Here is a 15,469-nt window from a genome sequence, read left to right on the forward strand (position 1 = left end):
CGTTGATGAGATGCCGTTCTGCGTTGAACGCTTTCTTAAGATTCCCCGAGTTATCATGATTTCTGGCTTTGGCAATTTACGGCAACGATGTCAGAAACACGATGTGCGGGAACGTTCCTGGGGCTTCTGCTCGCGGTCGCCTTGCTGGGCAGCACCAACCTGTCCGCCCAGGTGCACCGATCCGCGACCGGCATCGGTGATGCCCTGATCCTGCCCTACTGGACCGCAGCGGGCGGGAACGACAGCCTGCTCTCGATCCGCAACGACAGCGAGCGCGCCAGCGCGATCAAGCTGCTGTGGCTGGACGAGCAAGGTGGAGTGGCTCGCTCGGCGAATCTCTACCTGAACGCGCGATCGATCTGGACCGGTGCCGCCACCGATGAAATGAATCCACGGATGGTTCATCCCCTGCAAGCGAACGCATGTCTGCTGCCATTGGTCTTGAACGAGGAGACCGAATACAGCGCGAATGTGCGCGAGTTTTCTCTGGGCGCGACGCGGGGCTCGATGGAGATCATCGAAATGGCCAGTATTGCCCTGGATTCGCCCCTCGCACCCGAAGGAAGGTGGATCGACTGCGAGGCCCTGGCCCAGCGCTGGAGTGACGGAGCCTGGTCCGTCGATGCAGCAGAAGGTCTGCTGCCGCCGGCCGGTAGCCTGAGCGCCAACAACAACCTGATCAACGTGGCCCTGGGCGGCATGAACACGATCGAAGCGACCGCCCTGGGCGGCTTCAGCGATGTCGTGCAGCACACCCTGCCTGAGGTGCTGACACCCGATCTGAGCCAAGCGGTCGATTCCGATGCGCCGGGGGGCGGCGTCCGAAGCGCCGTCTGTGAAGGTGGACATTGTCGCGTCGATGAGTGGTCGCGGCCGGTGGAAGCCGTGGCCGCCGCCCTGGTGACCAGTGCCGTGATCTCCGACTACAGTGTGGCGCCGGGACTCGGGGCAGACTTCGACTGGCTGTTGCACCGCCCGCTGGATCGCTACCAGGACTCGGTCGAGGGCTTTTCGATCGGTTCCTCACCCTGGGTCAGTTTCCATACCCGTGGGGGCGATCGCTATGTCTATTGTCCACCGCAGGTCGGCTGCATTCCGGGAAGTCCGCCGGGCACCGACGAAACGCCCTTCGATAGCGACGAGTTTCTGCTCGAGCTCGATGCGGCCCTGCACGTACTGTCCATGTCCCGTGAGGTCTTCGGAGGCGAACCCATCTCTCCGATTCTCGGACACCCCGTCGAGCTGAATGCGACGCCCTTTCCCTCCTTGAGCGAATTCGAGGGAAATGCCTTCGACGAGGGCATCGTCCGCCTGCGCTTCGACGGGCAGGACACGCCGCTGGTGGCCCCGGGGGGACGCGCTTATGTCGGTGAGCCGGTGATTGCCGTCGGTTTCCAGCAGTTCACCAATGGCGGTTTGCCGGGAGGAACCCTTGCCAACTATCGCGGTACCGAGGCGCCACGCTACGAGGTGACGATCATCGAGCCGCAGGAATAGGCTGAGTCCATCTGACCCGTTCAGGGGTCCGGCCAGGCGCCCAGCAGTTCGAGCGCCGCGCGCGTGATCGCCTGTCGCTTCGGCGCGTCCTGCCCGCCTTCGGGCAAGTCGATGTGGGTGGCGAAGAACACCGGGCCGTCGGGGAATTCGACCCAGCCGACCCACCAGCCGTACTGCCGGTCCTCGAGCACCTGCCAGCCGGTCTTGGCGCGCAGGATCCAGTGGCGGCCGGCGGCGGTGATGATGAAGTCCTTGACCAGGCGCTGGTGGGCCTCGGAGAAGGGCAGCTCGTTGCGGTACAGGCGCTCGAGGAAGTCGATCTGCTCGATCGGCGAAATGGCCAGCTCGCCGTCGAGCCAGAAACGATCGATGCCGCCGCCTGGGTCGGCGTTGCCGTAGTCGATTCTCTCCAGATAGTCGCGCTCGCGGTCTTCGCCGAGGGCGCGGGCGAAGTCCTGGTAGACCCAGACCGCCGAGTTGCGCATCGAGGAGCGCGGCGTCTGGTCCTGGTTCCAGGCCGAGATCACCCGTTCGACGCCGTCCCATTCGAAATGATCGAACTCGTCGTTGACCAGGCCCGCATCGAGGGCAAAGAGCATGTGCGGGATCTTGAAGGTGGAGGCGGGCCCGAAGCGCGTGGCGGCGCGGTCCGGGTTGTGGGCCCAGCGCTCATCCGAGCGCAGATCGTGCACGACGAGCGTGCCTTCCACGCCTCGGGAGTTGAACAGATCGGCCCAGTCGGCGCGGGCTTGCCATGGCTCATCGGCGATCGCGGTCTGGTCGAGCAGGCTGAGGAGGGCGGCGCCCAGTAACAGGAAGGTCGGCTTGGTCATGGTGAGTCGACTGGATGGAGGGGGCTCTGATTTCTAGAGTCCCTGCTCGGCAATGCGTTCACTGTTTCTGCTTCGGGGTTCAGTCTGCCAGCTGCTGCTCGAGGAACTCGACGTGATGGCGAAGGTAGGCGAAGCGGCGGCGGGCTTCCTCGCCCAGGCGTTCGTTGGCCAGAGTTGTTTCAGCGTCGCCCCGGCGGCCTTCGGCCAAGGCCAGATACGCGGAGGCGAGCAGCAGGGCGCGCTCTTCCGGGCCGCGAGCGTGGCTTGCAATCGGTTCCAGGGCTTGGCGCGCCAGTTCCATTTCTCCGCGCTCGAGGCGGGTGACGAGCAGCTCCATCCAGGCGCGCAGGGTGTCACTGCTCGACGCGCCTGCATAACGCTCGTAGAGCGGCAGGGCGGCTTCCAGCGCGGCGACGGCTTCGTCCGAGCGGCCCTGAAAGCGGCGCAGGACGCCTTCGATTTCCAGCACGCGTGCGCTTTCACGGCTCTCGCCCTTGACGGCGTGTTCGCCGCTTCGGAGGGCGTCGAGCTGGGACTGAACCGCGTCGAAGTCCTGGCGCTGGAAGAGTTCCAGGCGGGCGAGGTTGATCCGGTTGGTGTCGCGGCCGGCCAGGGGCAGTGCCGGGTAGGCGTCGATGATGTCGACGGCTTCGCGCATCGCCGCGTAGGCCGCCTCGGCATTGCCGGCGTCGGCTTCGAGCTGGAAGCTGGAGTTCAGCACACCGATCCGGCCTTCGGCTTCAAGTTCCTCGCTGGCGAGCAGGTTCCGAAGCGCCGTCCTGGCAATCTCGTAGTCCTCGGCCTCGCCGGACAGCAGGGCGATCTGCACCAGTCGGCTGGACGTGCCCGGACGGTTTGCCCGATTGGGCGGGGACAGGGCGGCGGCCTGACGAAAGGCCTGCAGGGCCAGCTCGGCCTCGCCCGTGTAGCGGTAGGAGAAGCCCAGCAGCTGCCAGCCGAAGCTCTTGAGAAGGTCCTCGCCATAACCTTCCTGCAGCCAGGGCTCGAAGGCCGCTTTTGCGCTCTGGTAGTCGTTGCGCGAAATGAAATGCCGTCCGATGGCGAAGGAGGCCAGGGAGGCATTCTCGGGGTCGTTCTGCCAGTCCGCGGTTCGTTCCTCGAGCTGGGCCAGCAGGGCCTCGGTGGTCGCCTGGACGTCTTCGCTCTGCCCGAACAGGCGCTGCAGGGCATCGGCATAGGCATTGGTGATCTTGCCGTAGAGCTCGGCCTCGGCCAGGCTGGCTTCGGACTCGGCCAGGGCAAGGCGTGCCTGGATCAGGCCGTGGCTGGCGATGATCGTGCCGGCGATCAGGGCCAGGGCGACCAGGGCGGCGGCCGACACCGGCCAGCGGTGGCGGCGGATGAACTTGCCCGCCCGGTAGCGCAGGGAGGGTGGCTGGGCCAGCACCGGCTCGTCGTCCAGGTAACGCCGCAGGTCGTCGGCCAGTTCGCTGGCGCTGCCGTAGCGGCGCTCACGATCCTTGGCCAGGGCCTTGAGCAGCACCGAGTCCAGATCGCCCTTCAGGCGCGAGCGCCAGTTCAGCGTCCCTTCATCCAGGGTCGCCGAGCGGACCCGGCTGGGGCGGGGCGTGTCGGCCTCGCGAATGGTCCGGCACATCGCCTCGATGCCGAGCTTGCGAAGCTCGGCGCCCGTATGCGGTAGCTCGCCGACCAGCAATTCGTAAAGCACCAGGCCCAAGGCGTAGACATCGGAGCGAGTGTCGATGTCGATCTCGCCCAGGCTGGCCTGTTCGGGGCTCATGTACTCGGGCGTGCCGACGAGTTCGCCCAGGCGAGTGACCTGGCTGCGCTCGTCCTCGCCGAGGTCGAGCTGGCGCGCGATGCCGAAGTCGATCACCTTGACCTGAGGGCCTTCCGGCGTGTCGACCACGAGCAGGTTGGAGGGCTTGAGATCGCGATGGATCAGGCCCTTGCGGTGGGCGTGCTGGATCGCGTCACAGACCGGCAGCAGCAGGCGTATGCGGGCCTTCAGGTCGAGGCCCTGTTCCGTGGCCCAGCGGGTGATCGGCTGGCCGTCGATGTACTCCATCGCGAACCAGGGCCGGCCATCGTCCGTGCTGCCCGCGTCGAGGACGCGGGCGATGTTCGGGTGCTCGAGGATGGCCAGGGCCTGGCGCTCGGCGCGGAATCGTGCTCGGGCTTCGTCGCTGTCGAAACCGTGGCGGAGCAGTTTGAGGGCCACCTGGCGCCGCACCGGCTCACGCTGTTCGGCGAGATAGACCCGGCCCATGCCGCCTTCCCCCAGCTTGGCACCCAGGCAATAGGGACCGATCCGTTCCGGGTCCTGCTGCCGGTCCAGCGCGGCCGCCAGGCCGCCTTCGCTGGCCATGCGGTCCAGGGCCTGCTCGTCTCGAAGCAGGGTGTTCGGGGCTTCGAGCAGACCGAGCAGTTCATCGTGCAGGGCCGGATTCTCGGCCTGGATCTGCGCAAGACGCTCAGCCCTTGCTTCCGGTGTTGCGGCTTCGAGCTCGTGGAACAGGGCTTCGAGTTGCTGGAAGTGCTCCGATGAGGTCATGGGATCGGTCGGCGTCCGGGGCGCGAAGGGTCGATGGGGCCATGGTGGTCGATGAAGTCCTTCCAAGTCCACCATGGCTGCATGTGGGTTCGAAATGGCCTTCTCTACGGGATAGACGCAATTCATCGCGCCAGTCCCTCACGGGGCATGGCGCTGTTCATTCCCCGGCCGCCTGGGTTATGTTGTGAAGCGCTTGATAAAACATGAGCGAAAACTAATATAATGTCGGTATTCTGACTGGAGCGATCTGATGAAACGGATGGGGAATCGCGGGACGGATCTGGCTCGCCGCGGGCTGCTGCTGGGTCTGGCATTGTGGCTGGTGGCGCCGGCGCAGGCGCAGGACTGGGTGGCCGTCGAACGGGCGCCCCTGGTCGAGCGGCTGCGGCTCGACGGCGTGATCGAGGCGGTCCAGCAGGCCACCATTTCCGCCCAGACCACGGGCACCATCGTCGAGCTGCCCTTCGACGTCAACGACGTGGTCGACGAAGGCGAGTTGATCGCGCGCCTCGAAGACAGCGAGCAGCGCTCGCGCCTGGATCAGGCCGAGGCCAATCGCCTCGAAGCCGAGTCCGGGGTGCAGGATGCCGAGCAGCAGTTCGAGCGGATCAGCAATCTCCGCGAGCGTGGAGTCGCGACGCAGGCGGAATTCGATCAGGCCCGCAACGCGCTCAATGCCGCCCGCGCTCGCCTGGTGCGAGCCGAAGCGGCCGTCGACGAGGCGCAGGAGCAGTTGGACTACACCCGCATCGTGGCGCCCTACAACGGCATCGTCACCGAGCGTCATGTCGAGCTGGGCGAGGCGGTGGCCCCGGGCACGCCCCTGCTCAGCGGCTTCTCACTGGAAGCGTTGCGAGTCGTGGTCTCGATCCCGCAGCAGTATGCCCAGCTAGCCCGACAGACGCGTCAGGCCGAGGTCTCCCTGAATGACGGGCGCGTGCTCGAGACCGGTGACATGACCTTCTTTCCCTACGCCGACCCGACCACGCACAGCTTCGTCGTGCGCATGAGTCTGGCCGAGCCCAATGGCACCCTGTTCCCGGGCATGCTCGTCCAGGTGCGGGTGCCCGTCGATGAGCGTGAAGCGCTGTGGATTCCGACCGAGAGTCTGGTGCGACGGGGTGAGTTGCGGGGCGCCTACGTGCTCGACGAGCAGAATCGCCGACGCCTGCGTCAGCTGCGCATCGGGGTGACCGAGAACGGTCGCGTCGAAGTGTTGTCGGGCCTGAGTGAGGGCGAGCGGGTGGTCGTGGATTCCGCGCCCGACGCCTTCGATGCGGAGTGGATGCAGTGAGCAGCGGGCAGCCCCATCTGGGCCCCTCGGGTCTGATCGCGCGCGTTTTCCAGGATTCGCGGATCACGCCCCTGCTGGCCATGCTCGCGCTCCTGGCCGGCCTGCTGGCCGTGATCGTCACGCCCAAGGAAGAAGAGCCCCAGATCGACGTCACCATGGCCGACGTCATCGTGGCTTTCCCGGGCGCCAGTGCGCGCGAGGTCGAAAGCCTGATCGCCACGCCGGGCGAGCAGGTGCTCGACGAGATCCAGGGCGTCGAGCACATCTATTCCGTCTCTCGCGCCGGCATGGCCGTGCTGACAATCCAGTTCGAGGTCGGCGTGCCGCGCCGCGATGCCCTGGTCCGTCTGCACAACCAGATCATGTCGAACCAGGACTGGTTCCCTGCCGATCTGGGGGTCTCACCTCCGGTCGTTCGCGCCAAGGGCATCGACGATGTGCCGATCCTGTCCCTGACCCTGTTCGATCCCGAAGCTCAGCAGAGTGCGGAGGACCTGACTCGTCTGGCGCGTGTGCTGGAGGTCGAGCTGAAGCGCATCGCCGGCACGCGTGATGTCTACACCATCGGGGCGGTGCCTGACCGGGTGGACGTGCACGTCGACCCCGGCCTGCTGGCCGGCTACAACCTCAGCCTGTCGGATCTGGCCGCGGCCATCCAGGCGGGCAATCGTCGTGGCAGCGAGGCGCGGATCACGCGCGATGGTCTGTCGGTGGCCTTCGAAGCCGGCTCGGGTCTGGAAGATGTCGTGACCCTGCGTCAGCTGGTCGTCGGTCATCATGACGGCAGCGCGGTGTACCTGGGTGACGTGGCCGAGGTCTCTCGCGGAGGCACGGTGCCCGACGCCATGGTCCAGACCGGTTTCGGTCCCGGCATCCCCGAATGGAACGGCGAGGTCTTTCCGGCCGTCACCGTGGCCGTGGCGAAGAAGCCCGGCGAGAACGCCGTGGTCATCGCCGAAGCGATCCACCAGCGTCTGGAACTGCTCCAGGGCCAGGTCATCCCCGACAACGTCGAAGTGCTGGTCAGTCGGGACTACGGACAGACGGCCGGCGCCAAGGCGCGCAAGCTGATCACCGACCTGGTCATGGCGACCCTTTCGGTCATGCTGCTGGTGCTGGCCGCGATGGGCTGGCGCCCGGCCCTGGTCGTCGGCATTTCCGTGGTCGTCACCCTGCTCGCCACCCTGGTCTTTTCCTGGGCCTGGGGCTTCACCCTCAACCGCGTGTCCCTGTTCGCCCTGATCTTCTCGATCGGCATTCTGGTCGACGACGCCATCGTCATCGTCGAGAACATCAGCCGCCGCATCGAGGTCTCGCGCCGTAGCCTGAAGGACATCATTCCGGTGGCCGTGGACGAGGTCGGCACGCCGACCATCATGGCCACCCTGACCGTGATGGCGGCGCTGCTGCCGATGGCCTTCGTCACCGGCCTGATGGGCCCGTACATGAGCCCGATCCCGATCAATGCCTCGGCCGGCATGATGATGTCCCAGGTGGTGGCCTTCGTGCTGGCGCCCTGGCTGGCCCTGCGCCTGATTCGCCCGGGCCATGCAGCCGCGAATTCGGATGGGTCCGAGGTCGGACATGAAAGCTCCGCCGAAGGCGTCAACCAGAAGGTGCTGGACTTCTTCCGCAAGCTGCTCTCGCCGTTTCTGGGCGAGCATCGCGCGCGGCGCTGGTGGCTGACGGCCGGCGTGCTGGGCCTGACCCTGGCGGCGGCGCTGCTGCCCGTGTTCCAGCTGGTCATCCTCAAGATGCTGCCCTTCGACGACAAGTCGGAGCTGCAGGTCGTCATCGACATGCCCGAGAACACGCCGGTGGAACAGACCCTGCGATTGCTCAGCGAGATGGGGCAGTACCTTGAAGGAATTGATGAAGTGGCCAACTGGCAGGCCTATGCCGGCACGGCCTCGCCGATCAACTTCAATGGCCTGGTCCGTCAGTACTACCTGCGCGCCGACCCCTGGCAGGGGGATCTGCAGGTCAATCTGATCGATGACCGCGACCGCCAGTCGCACGAGATCGCGCTGGAGCTGCGCCCGCCGCTGACCGAGATCGGGCGCCGCCATGGCGCCGTGGTCAAGGTGGTCGAGGTGCCGCCGGGTCCGCCCGTGCTCTCGCCCCTGGTGGCCGAGGTCTACGGCCCGGATGCGGCCAGCCGCGCGGCTCTGGCCGAGGAGCTGGCTCAGCGCATGCGGGGCATCGATGGTCTGGTCGACATCGACACCACCGAAGTGGCCGAGACCGAACGCTGGCAGCTGATCGTCGACCGGACCCGTGCCGCCCGGCTTGGCGTCGCGCAGTCCGACGTGGTCGCCGTCCTCGAGACGGCCCTGGGACAGCGCAACGTCAGCTACTTGAGTGATGAATTCGCCAAGCACGCCGTGCCGATCCGCGTCCTCCTCGACGAAGGTCAGCGAGCGCAGCCGGCCTCGCTGTTGTCACTGGGCGTGCGCAATCGGGACGGTGAGCTCATTCGCCTGGCCGATCTGGCGAGCATCGAGTCCAGCGACTGGCCTGGCGTGATCTACCACAAGAACCTGCTGCCGGTGACCTATGTGACCGCCGACATGGCCGGCGATATCGACTCGCCGCTGTACGGCATGTTCGCGATGGCGGCCGATCTGGCCGACGACGAGAACGCCCCCGAGCAGTACTACATCAATGCACCCGACTGGCCGGCGGAACCGGCCCTGAAGTGGGACGGGGAGTGGCAGATCACCTACGAGACCTTCCGGGACATGGGCCTGGCCTATGCGGTCGGCGTGTTCGCGATCTTCTTCCTGCTCGTGGCCCAGTTCCGCGCCTACATCATGCCGCTGATCGTGATGGCGCCGATCGCCCTGACCCTGATCGGGATCATGCCGGGCCACGCCATCCTCGGCATGGAGTTCACGGCGACGAGCATGATCGGCATGATCGCCCTGGCCGGCATCATCGTGCGGAACTCCATCCTGCTCGTGGTCTTCATCCGGCAGCTCCTCGAAGAAGGGCAGCCCCTGGAAGAAGCCGTGATCCTGGCCGGTGCCGTTCGCCTGAAGCCGATCGCCCTGACGGCCATCTCGGCCATGGTCGGTGCGGCCTTCATCCTGACCGACCCGATCTTCAACGGCCTGGCGATCTCCCTGATCTTCGGCCTGGCCGTCTCGACGGTGATGACCGTGCTGCTGATCCCGCTGCTGTACTACGTCTTCATCGGCGAATCGGAAGTGCGGCGGGCTCGCGCGGAAGCTTGATGGTTGTTTGAGCCCGGCTCGGCCGGGCTCAGCGCCCCTTGAGCAGCATCACCAGGCCGATCACGCCGGCGACGGCGCCGGAGATGGTGTAGATCAGGGTCGTGTCCGTGAAGCGGCCGGTCAGCGCGCGGCTGAACTGGTCATCGAGGCCCTGCGAGCTTTCGTAGCCGAAGTACAGCAGCACGGCGCCGCCGATCAACAGGGCCAGTCCGATCAGTTTCTTCTGTTTCATGATGTTCTCCTGAAGGACTCAGAGCCTGGTGGCGGCGAAGGTGTCGCAGCGCTGGAAGTCGCCGCTGTCGAAGCCGGTGCGGAACCAGCGCACGCGCTGCTCCGAGGTGCCGTGGGTGAAGGAGTCCGGCACGACGCTGCCGCGGGACTGGCGCTGCAGGCGGTCGTCGCCGATCGCTGCGGCCGTGTTCAGGGCCTCCTCGATGTCCCCGGGTTCCAGCCAGTCGTGGCGCTGCTGGGCGTGGTGCGCCCAGACGCCGGAGAAGCAGTCGGCCTGAAGCTCCTGACGAACCAGCAGGCCGCCATCGCCCTCGACATTCTGACCGCGCCGGCGCGCATCGTTGACGCGCTGGCTGACGCCGATCAGGGTCTGGATGTGGTGGCCGACCTCGTGGGCGATCACGTAGGCCTCGGCGAAATCACCGCCGCCCCCCAGGCGCGTGCGCATCTGCTCGAAGAAGCCCAGGTCGATGTAGACCTGACGGTCGCCGGGGCAGTAGAAGGGACCCACGGCCGAACTGGCCGTACCGCAGGCGGATCGAACCTGGTCGCTGAAGAGCACCAGGCGGGCCGGCTCGTAGCGCTGCCCTTGCTGGCGGAACAGCTCGGTCCAGACGTCCTCGGTTTCACCGAGAATGCTGGCCACGAAGCGCGAGGCCTCGTCGTCGATCGGCTGCGACGGTGCCGAGCTCGTCTGGCTCGCCGTGCCGGCGGTGAACTGCTGGACCAGGCCCAGCATCTCCATCGGGTTCTTGCCCAGCACCAGGCTGATCACCACGACGATGGCAATCCCGCCCAGGCCCAGACCACCGCCGGCGGCCAGTCGCCGGCCACGCCGGTCCTCCACGTTGCTGCTTCTACGCGCGCGCTGCCATTTCATGCTTCGTGCCTCGACGGGCTGGGGATCAGGTGAAGTAGCATACCCGCATTGCCCTCATTTCAAGAACCGGTGAGCTGTCATGCGCAAGAACCTGTCTCCGATCCTTTCCCTGCTGCTCCTCGTCCTGGCGGCCCTGAGCCTGTCCGCCTGCCAGTCGGTCAAGTACCGTGCTCTGGAGTCGATCGGGATCGAGAAACGCGATGTCCTGTCCGACCGCGTCGAGGAAGCCGCCGAGGCCCAGGACGAGGCCAGCGAGCAGTTCGCCTCGGCCCTGGAGCAGTTCCGGGCGACGGTCGCAGTGGACGGTGGCGATCTGGAGGACACCTACGATCGCCTCGATCGTGAATTCCAGCGCAGCGAAGCGCGGGCCGAGGAAGTGGCCGAGCGCATCGAGCAGATCGAGCGGGTCGCCGACGACCTGTTCGAGGAATGGGAGGAGGAACTCACGCTCTACACGGATCCCGATCTGCGCCGCCGCAGCGAGGACATCCTGAGCCAGACCCGCCAGCGTTACGCGCGGATGATGCGCGCCATGAACCGGGCCGAAGCCTCGATGGACCCGGTCCTCGACGTGTTCCGCGACCAGGTGCTGTTCCTCAAGCACAACCTCAACTCCATGGCCATCGCCGCGATCCGCGAGGAGCTGGGCGAAATCGAGCAGGCCACGGACGAGCTGATCGAAGCGATGAACGAGTCGATCGCCGAGGCGAGGGAGTTTCTCGACAACTTCGAGTGAGTTTGAACCGCAGATTTCGCAGATTGGCGCAGATTGAAGAACCAGTGATGTGCAGGTTCCTGTTTATCAAAGCTACTTTTTTGCTGCTAATGCTCTTCCTTTCCAGCGGCGCTGCATCATGCACTGTGGTGGGCTCGTCGGGGCCCTATGATTCCTATACGGTTGAAGTTGCGATGCGCTTGTCGGATCGATCTGAAAGGGTCTTCGTTGGCAGGCTCAGTCATGGACTGGTTCGGTATAGGCGTAACTGAACGCGCGAACTTCCCCGGCCACCCGAAGTTCCAGCAGTCTCGAAACGAATCTGCGCCAATCTGCGCAATCTGTGGTTGCATCCGCTCCGGACCTTGGAAACCGCAGATTTCGCAGATTCACGCAGATGGGGATGAGGGTGGCTGGAGGTTTTCTGCCCGGCGGCGAGTGCGGTGGCCTGCTGGGGCGTCGAGGGTCAGATCGGCAGCGTCGATCTCCGCGTGCTCGATGGGCTCGGGTGCCATCGAATGGCATGGATCAATGAGAAGGCGACCGGGCCTTGCGTGGGTCGTCGATTTCTGAAGCCGGCGGCCACCGAATGGACGCCGCCGCGACCCTCGCCACCCCATCAGGCCACCACACTCCCCGTTGACGCCTTGGGGTGGCGCCCCCCAGACCCATCACCTTTTTTCTTTTCAATCTGCGCCAATCTGCGCAATCTGTGGTTGCATCCGCTCCGGACCTTGGAAACCGCAGATTTCGCAGATTGGCGCAGATGGGGATAAGGGTGGCTGGAGGTTTTGTGCCCGGCGGCGAGTGCGGTGGCCTGCTGGGGCGTCGAGGGTCAGATCGGCAGCGTCGATCTCCGCGTGCTCGATGGGCTCGGGTGCCATCGAATGGCATGGATCAATGAGAAGGCGACCGGGCCTTGCGTGGGTCGTCGATTTCTGAAGCCGGCGTCCATTCGGTGGCCGCCGCCGCGACCCTCGCCACCCCATCAGGCCACCACACTCCCCGTTGACGCCTTGGGGTGGCGCCCCCCAGACCCATCACCTTTTTTCTCTTCAATCTGCGCCAATCTGCGAAATCTGCGGTTCCAGAAACATCAGGAACTCGAAGGAGTCGAAAACTTCCCGGGCCGCAGGACTTCGACGTCGCTCAGCCAGATGATCATGGCGTAGTTGTCGTAGTAGCGCTGCTGCAGATGCTCGGCGATCCGGCGCACGGTGGCCTCGTCGCCGACGACTTCCAGGCGGATATTGCCGCTGGCCTCCCAGTCGGCATCGCGCTGTCCCCGGCTGCCCTTGCCGCGGGCGTCACTGATCGTGTAGCCCTTGGCGCCCAGGGTTCTGAGATCGCGCTGCAGGGGGTGTTCGAGCGCGGTTTCGGTGATGACGGTCAGCAGCTTGATCTGGGGCTTGGATTCGGGGGACATGGCTCAGGCTCCGGTGAACAGGGCGCGAAGCGTCTCGGACAGCTGCCAGTAGATGGGCACGCCGACCAGGACGTTGAAGGGGAAGGTCACGCCAAGCGAGGCGGCGAGTGACAGGGTGGGGTTGGCCTGGGGCAGGGAGATGCGCATGGCGGCCGGAACGGCGATATAGGACGCACTGGCCGCGAGCAGGGCCAGCAACAGCACGCCGCCCGGCGTCAGGCCGAGGGCCAGTCCGAGCAGGCTGCCGAGCACCGAGCCGACCAGCGGCATGACGATGCCGAAGCCGATCAGGAACAGGCCGTAGCGCTTCAGGCTGCTGGCCTGGGTGGCCGTGATCAGGCCCATCTCCAGCAGGAAGATCGCCAGCACGCCCTTGAACAGGTCGAAGAACAGGGGGCGGATCGCGTCCAGGCCTTCCGGGTCGGACAGCCAGCCGATCAGCAGGCCGCCGAGCAACAGCATGATGCCCTTGCCCAGAAAGACTTCGCGGGCGACTTCACCCCACTGGGTTTCCTTGCTCAGGCCGCGGGCGAGCAGCAGGCCGACGAGGATGGCCGGCACTTCCATGACCACCAGCAGCAGGGCCATCTGCGCGTCCCAGGGAATGCCACGGGCTTCGAGCCAGGCAATCCCCACCGCAAAGGTGCCGACGCTGACCGAGCCGTAGTGGGCGGCGATCGAGGCGGCGTCCACGCGCTTGAAGCGGCCCAGCTTGAGCAGCACGGGAAAGGCGATGAGGGGAAGGATCAGTCCGAGGGCGAGGGCGCCGAGGATGTCGGGCAGCAGGCCCAGAAACGGCTGGCGGGCCAGCTCGACGCCGCCTTTCATGCCGATGGTCAGGAGCAGCAGCATGCTGACGCCATCGTAGACCGCGGTCGGCAGACGCAGCTCGGACTTCATCAGCCCGGCCGCCAGTCCGAACAGGAAGAACAGGATGACCGGATCCATGCCTTGGCCTTCTTCGATCAGCGATTCAGCCCGGGATTATGCCTGTCTCGATCGAGCGATGTGATTCGGCTGGCGTGTCGCGGGTGACATTTGTCACCTCGAATTGCTGTTCGCGCTCACTGGGGCGGGGCGGGCGAACGCGCGATCCTGTACTCGTACACCGTATGGAGACAGGAACGTGAATGCGAGCGTGATCGAACTGAACGAGGTCAGCCATGTCTATCGGGGCCCGAAGGCCCTGGATTCGGTCGACCTTTCCCTGCGAGCCGGCCAGGTGACCGCGCTGCTCGGGCCCAATGGCGCGGGCAAGACCACGCTGATCCACCTGTTGCTTGGCCTGCTGCCCGTGCAGTCCGGTCGCATCCGGGTGCTGGGTCAATCCCCCGCCGCCGCGGCCCGAAGCGGGCAGTGGGGCGCCATGCTCCAGTCCAGCGGCGTCCAGGACACGCTGACCGTGTCCGAGCTGCTGCAGTTGTTCGGCAGCCTCTACGTCGACCCCGCTCCGGCCCGGGGGCTGATCGAGGAAGCCGGACTGGGCGGCCTCGAACACCGGCGCTTTGCCGCACTCTCGGGCGGGCAGAAGCAGCGCGTGCTGTTCGCGCTGGCTCTGGTCGGGCGACCCCGCCTGCTGATTCTCGATGAGCCGACCACGGGCCTCGATCCGGTGGCCCGTCGAGGGATGTGGCAAGCGATCGAGCGCCGCCGCGCCGAAGGCCTGTCGATCCTGCTGTGCACGCACTACCTGGACGAGGCCGAGATTCTGGCCGATCAGGTGGTGGTCCTGAACAAGGGTCGGATACTGGCCAAGGGTTCGGTCGACGACATCAAGGCGCGCATGCCCAATGCGCAGATCCAGGCCGCCTCCTCCCTGCCTGAGGCTCGGATCGCCGCCTTGCCCGGCGTCCAGCGGGTCGAATCGACTGACCGCCGTTGGAACGTGCTGAGCGCCGATGCCTCGGCGACCCTGCGTGCCTGGTTGAGCGCCGATCCCGGACTGCATGACCTGGATGTCCGCAGCGCCGACCTCGAAACCGCCTTCATCAATCTGACCACTACCCAGGAGATGGCCGCATGAGTACTACCACGATGACCCTCTCGCGCCGTTTGAACAGCTACTGGCAGTTCATGCATTGCCAGTGGCTGAACCTGATCCGGATGCCGGCCTACACCATTCCCACGCTGCTGTTCCCGGTGATGTTCTACGCCTTCTTCGGCCTGTTGATGATCCCGGGTCTGGCGGGCTACCTGTTGGCCACCTACAGCACCTTCGGCGTCCTGGGGGCGGCCCTGTTTTCCTTCGGCGTGGGCATTGCCACGGAGCGGGCGCAGGGCTGGTTCGTGCTGATTCGCGCCACGCCGGCACCGCTGATGGGCGTCGTGCTCGGCAAATGGTTCGGGGCGGCCCTGTTCGGCGCCATCATCACCGTCAGTCTCTGTGTGCTGGCCGCGGCCTTCGGCGAGGTGCGCTTGCCGCAGTCGCAGTGGTGGGGCCTGCTCGGCGTGATGGTGCTGGGCACCTTGCCGTTCTGCCTGCTCGGACTCGGCCTGGGCCTGCTGCTGTCGCCGGGTTCGGCGCCGGCCGTGATCAACCTGATCTACCTGCCGATGGGTTTTCTCGCCGGCCTGTGGATTCCGATCTCGCAGTTCCCCGCCTGGCTGCAGGCCATCGCACCCTGGCTGCCGCCCTATCACCTGGCAGCCCTGGCTCTGCACGTGACCGGGGTGCAGACGACGGAGCCCTTGCCCCACGTGTTGGCCCTGCTCGCCTTCTCGGCAGGCTTTGCCCTGCTGGTGGCCTGGGGCTGGCGACGCATGCAGACCCAGCCCAGGTGAACCCCAAGCGCCCACTCATGAACACCCAGCGCCCCACTCA

Annotated in this window: 12 protein-coding genes; 6 read left to right on the plus strand and 6 right to left on the minus strand. The window is 66.0% G+C overall.

Annotation, left to right across the window (positions count from 1 at the left end; translation table 11 throughout):
* Positions 1–87 precede the first annotated feature (87 nt).
* Complete coding sequence (locus tag WM2015_RS04660) at positions 88–1,497, plus strand: hypothetical protein (protein ID WP_156200868.1); 1,410 nt, start codon at positions 88–90, stop codon at positions 1,495–1,497.
* Positions 1,498–1,517: 20 nt separating this feature from the next.
* Here WM2015_RS04660 and blaOXA read toward each other — a convergent pair whose 3' ends face one another.
* Positions 1,518–2,330 (minus strand): class D beta-lactamase, encoded by an 813-nt coding sequence (gene blaOXA / locus WM2015_RS04665; protein WP_156200870.1) that lies wholly within the window; start codon positions 2,328–2,330, stop codon positions 1,518–1,520.
* A gap of 79 nt (positions 2,331–2,409) precedes the next feature.
* Positions 2,410–4,866 (minus strand): serine/threonine-protein kinase, encoded by a 2,457-nt coding sequence (locus WM2015_RS04670; RefSeq protein ID WP_049724953.1) that lies wholly within the window; start codon positions 4,864–4,866, stop codon positions 2,410–2,412.
* A 250-nt stretch (positions 4,867–5,116) separates the two neighbouring features.
* On the opposite strand from WM2015_RS04670, the gene WM2015_RS04675 reads away from it, so the two are divergent.
* Entirely contained in the window at positions 5,117–6,160 is a 1,044-nt protein-coding gene (locus WM2015_RS04675) for an efflux RND transporter periplasmic adaptor subunit (RefSeq protein ID WP_211260959.1), read from the plus strand.
* On the plus strand, positions 6,157–9,396 hold the full coding sequence (locus WM2015_RS04680) for an efflux RND transporter permease subunit (protein ID WP_049724955.1): 3,240 nt from the start codon (positions 6,157–6,159) through the stop codon (positions 9,394–9,396). Before WM2015_RS04675 ends, WM2015_RS04680 begins: the two co-directional genes overlap by 4 nt.
* Before the next feature lie 28 nt (positions 9,397–9,424).
* Here the strand turns inward: WM2015_RS04680 and WM2015_RS04685 are convergent, their stop codons facing one another.
* Positions 9,425–9,628 (minus strand): DUF3185 family protein, encoded by a 204-nt coding sequence (locus tag WM2015_RS04685; RefSeq protein ID WP_049724956.1) that lies wholly within the window; start codon positions 9,626–9,628, stop codon positions 9,425–9,427.
* A gap of 18 nt (positions 9,629–9,646) precedes the next feature.
* The gene (ypfJ, locus tag WM2015_RS04690; RefSeq protein WP_049724957.1) at positions 9,647–10,507 is read right to left on the minus strand and encodes a KPN_02809 family neutral zinc metallopeptidase; all 861 of its coding nucleotides are present in this window, start codon (positions 10,505–10,507) and stop codon (positions 9,647–9,649) included.
* 79 nt (positions 10,508–10,586) lie between these two features.
* Here ypfJ and WM2015_RS04695 point away from each other — a divergent pair, with 79 nt between their 5' ends.
* A complete protein-coding gene (locus WM2015_RS04695; RefSeq protein ID WP_049724958.1) occupies positions 10,587–11,243 on the plus strand; it encodes a DUF2959 family protein in 657 nt (218 codons plus the stop codon).
* Positions 11,244–12,318: 1,075 nt separating this feature from the next.
* Here WM2015_RS04695 and WM2015_RS04700 read toward each other — a convergent pair.
* Both WM2015_RS04700 and WM2015_RS04705 read right to left on the minus strand, forming a co-directional pair.
* Positions 12,319–12,648, minus strand: coding sequence for a P-II family nitrogen regulator (locus WM2015_RS04700; RefSeq protein ID WP_049724959.1), 330 nt, complete (start codon positions 12,646–12,648; stop codon positions 12,319–12,321).
* 3 nt (positions 12,649–12,651) lie between these two features.
* A complete protein-coding gene (locus tag WM2015_RS04705) occupies positions 12,652–13,596 on the minus strand; it encodes a sodium-dependent bicarbonate transport family permease (protein ID WP_049724960.1) in 945 nt (314 codons plus the stop codon).
* 178 nt (positions 13,597–13,774) lie between these two features.
* On the opposite strand from WM2015_RS04705, the gene WM2015_RS04710 reads away from it, so the two are divergent.
* Both WM2015_RS04710 and WM2015_RS04715 read left to right on the plus strand, forming a co-directional pair.
* A complete protein-coding gene (locus WM2015_RS04710; RefSeq protein WP_049724961.1) occupies positions 13,775–14,671 on the plus strand; it encodes an ABC transporter ATP-binding protein in 897 nt (298 codons plus the stop codon).
* Complete coding sequence (locus WM2015_RS04715; RefSeq protein WP_049724962.1) at positions 14,668–15,429, plus strand: ABC transporter permease; 762 nt, start codon at positions 14,668–14,670, stop codon at positions 15,427–15,429. The genes WM2015_RS04710 and WM2015_RS04715 overlap by 4 nt, the downstream gene beginning before the upstream one ends.
* Positions 15,430–15,469 lie beyond the last annotated feature (40 nt).

This window comes from Wenzhouxiangella marina, from assembly GCF_001187785.1.
Lineage (GTDB): Bacteria > Pseudomonadota > Gammaproteobacteria > Xanthomonadales > Wenzhouxiangellaceae > Wenzhouxiangella > Wenzhouxiangella marina.

What these genes read in the sequence shown, in the direction of transcription:
- WM2015_RS04685 (WP_049724956.1), bottom strand. Translation starts at nt 9,628, where the DNA reads ATGAAACAGAAGAAACTGATCGGACTGGCCCTGTTGATCGGCGGCGCC.
- WM2015_RS04670 (WP_049724953.1), bottom strand. Translation starts at nt 4,866, where the DNA reads ATGACCTCATCGGAGCACTTCCAGCAACTCGAAGCCCTGTTCCACGAG.
- WM2015_RS04705 (WP_049724960.1), bottom strand. Translation starts at nt 13,596, where the DNA reads ATGGATCCGGTCATCCTGTTCTTCCTGTTCGGACTGGCGGCCGGGCTG.
- blaOXA (WP_156200870.1), bottom strand. Translation starts at nt 2,330, where the DNA reads ATGACCAAGCCGACCTTCCTGTTACTGGGCGCCGCCCTCCTCAGCCTG.
- WM2015_RS04675 (WP_211260959.1), top strand. Translation starts at nt 5,117, where the DNA reads ATGAAACGGATGGGGAATCGCGGGACGGATCTGGCTCGCCGCGGGCTG.
- WM2015_RS04660 (WP_156200868.1), top strand. Translation starts at nt 88, where the DNA reads ATGTCAGAAACACGATGTGCGGGAACGTTCCTGGGGCTTCTGCTCGCG.
- WM2015_RS04695 (WP_049724958.1), top strand. Translation starts at nt 10,587, where the DNA reads ATGCGCAAGAACCTGTCTCCGATCCTTTCCCTGCTGCTCCTCGTCCTG.
- WM2015_RS04700 (WP_049724959.1), bottom strand. Translation starts at nt 12,648, where the DNA reads ATGTCCCCCGAATCCAAGCCCCAGATCAAGCTGCTGACCGTCATCACC.
- WM2015_RS04715 (WP_049724962.1), top strand. Translation starts at nt 14,668, where the DNA reads ATGAGTACTACCACGATGACCCTCTCGCGCCGTTTGAACAGCTACTGG.
- ypfJ (WP_049724957.1), bottom strand. Translation starts at nt 10,507, where the DNA reads ATGAAATGGCAGCGCGCGCGTAGAAGCAGCAACGTGGAGGACCGGCGT.